Origin of the sequence: Mesorhizobium sp. M4A.F.Ca.ET.050.02.1.1, from assembly GCF_003997725.1 — a bacterium.
GTDB lineage: Bacteria > Pseudomonadota > Alphaproteobacteria > Rhizobiales > Rhizobiaceae > Mesorhizobium.
In genome coordinates this window covers 1-1,990 of sequence record NZ_RZSG01000975.1, presented here as the reverse complement: position 1 = coordinate 1,990, position 1,990 = coordinate 1, and the positions used below count along the sequence as shown (strand labels likewise).

Here is a 1,990-nt window from a genome sequence, read left to right as displayed (position 1 = left end):
GGCGACGCCGCCAGATCAGACGGACGCGGCTTCACGCCGGCAAACACGCTGCCTTCCTCGAACCAGCTCCTCGGCGCCGGCGCGCCCCATAGCGTCTGGCGCTGCGGATCCTTGAGGTCCCATTTGATCGGCTCCAGATCCGGATCGACCGTCTGGTAGTCCGAGCAATAGATCTCGATGCGGTGGTTGTCGGGATCGCGGATGTAGAGGAAGAAGGCGTTGGAGATGCCGTGCCGGCCGGGGCCGCGCTCGATGTTCCCGACATAGCCGGTGGTCGCCATCAAATCGAGCAGGTCGATGATGTTGAGCGGCGTCGGCACCCAGAAGGCGACGTGGTGCAGGCGCGGGCCGAGGCCGTTGGTGAAGGCGATGTCGTGCACGCCGCCCTTGCGGTGCGTCCAGGCGGCCCACAGTTTCCCGGTTTCCTCATCCTCGGTGTATTCGGTGACGCGGAAGCCGAGCTCGTTGTAGAAGGCCACCGATTGATCGACATTCGGCGAGAAGCAGTTGAAGTGGTCGATGCGCAGCGGCTTCACGCCCTTGTAGAGCGCGTATTTCTGATGGATCGGCGGCAGCCGCTCCATCTTCGAATAGAACTCGAGCGGGATGCCGTGCGGATCGCGGGTGCGGAAGGTGCGCGACTGGTAAGGGCGCTCCACCCACTCCACCGGTAGGCCCTTGCCGTCGAAGAAATGCGCGGCCTTGTCGAGGTCCTCATCGGAAAAGACCTTGAAGCCGAGGTCGCGCGCTTCCGCGACCGGGCCTTTCCTGAGCACGATGCAGTGATGGCCGCGTTCTTCCATCGCGCGCAGGTAGATCGCATCCTTGGTCTCGTCGGTCACCTGCAGGCCGAGCGTGTCGACATAGAACGCGCGGGACTTCGCCAGATCGGTGACGGCGAGCTCGACATGCGAAAGCCGAACGATATTGAAAGCCGGGTAGAGGTTGGGTTGGGGCAGGGGCATCTTTGGGTCTCCGGTCAGCCGCCGAGCTTCTGGATGGAATGCGGCGCCGTGGCGAACGCGATGTTCTTGGTTTCCATGTAGAAATCGAATGACCAGTCGCCGCCGTCGCGGCCGATCCCCGAACTTTTCACGCCGCCGAACGGCGTCGGCAAATGCCGCACATTCTCGGAGTTCACCCAGATCATGCCGGCCTCGAGCGCGTCGGTGAAGCGGAAGGCGCGCGTGACGTCGGAGGTCCAGAGGTACCCAGTCAGGCCGTATTGGGTGTCGTTGGCCAGAGCCAGCGCCTCGGCCTCGTCCTTGAACGAGATCGCGGTCAGCACCGGCCCGAAGATCTCTTCCTGGGCGATGCGCATCTTGTTGGTGGCGCCGACAAACAGCGTCGGGCTGACATAGCAGCCGCCGCCCGGGCCGTCGAACTTGCCGCCGCCGGCGGCGACGACCGCGCCTTCCGACTTGCCGATATCGATATAGGACAGGACCTTTTCCTCATGCACCGGATGGATCAGCGGACCGACCACGGTTTCGGGATCGAGCGGATGGCCGACCCTGATGCGCTTGGCCTTCTCCGCGACCAGCGCCGTGAACTTATCGTAGATGCCTTCCTCGACCAGCAGGCGCGACGATGAGGTGCAGCGCTCGCCGTTGAGCGAATAGATCATAAAGATCGCGGCGTCGGCGGCGCGTTCGAGATCGGCGTCGGCGAAGACGATCACCGGGTTCTTGCCGCCAAGCTCGAAATGCACGCGCTTCAGCGTTTCAGCGCCTTGGCGCATGATCATCGAGCCGGTGCGGCTCTCGCCGACGAAGCCGATCGCCTTGATGTCGGGGTGTTCGGTCAGTGCGCGGCCGGCGTCTTCGCCGAAGCCGTTGACGAGGTTCCACACGCCCTTGGGCAGGCCGGCCTCCTCGGCGATCTCGACAAGCAGGCGCGCGGTCAGCGGCGACAGTTCCGCCGGCTTGTGGACGATGGTGCAGCCGGCGGCAAGCGCCGGCGCGATCTTCCAGGTCGACAGCATGAACGG

The 1,990-nt window shown here is 64.4% G+C and carries 2 protein-coding genes; both read right to left on the bottom strand.

Features of this window, described 5'->3' with window-relative positions:
* Positions 1 to 965 (bottom strand): 3,4-dihydroxyphenylacetate 2,3-dioxygenase (gene hpaD / locus EOA33_RS33850; RefSeq protein ID WP_127407592.1); only part of this gene is annotated, 965 nt, incomplete at its 3' end.
* A gap of 14 nt (positions 966 to 979) precedes the next feature.
* Positions 980 to 1,990: aldehyde dehydrogenase family protein (locus EOA33_RS33845; protein ID WP_127407591.1), on the bottom strand; the 1,011-nt coding region annotated here is incomplete at its 5' end.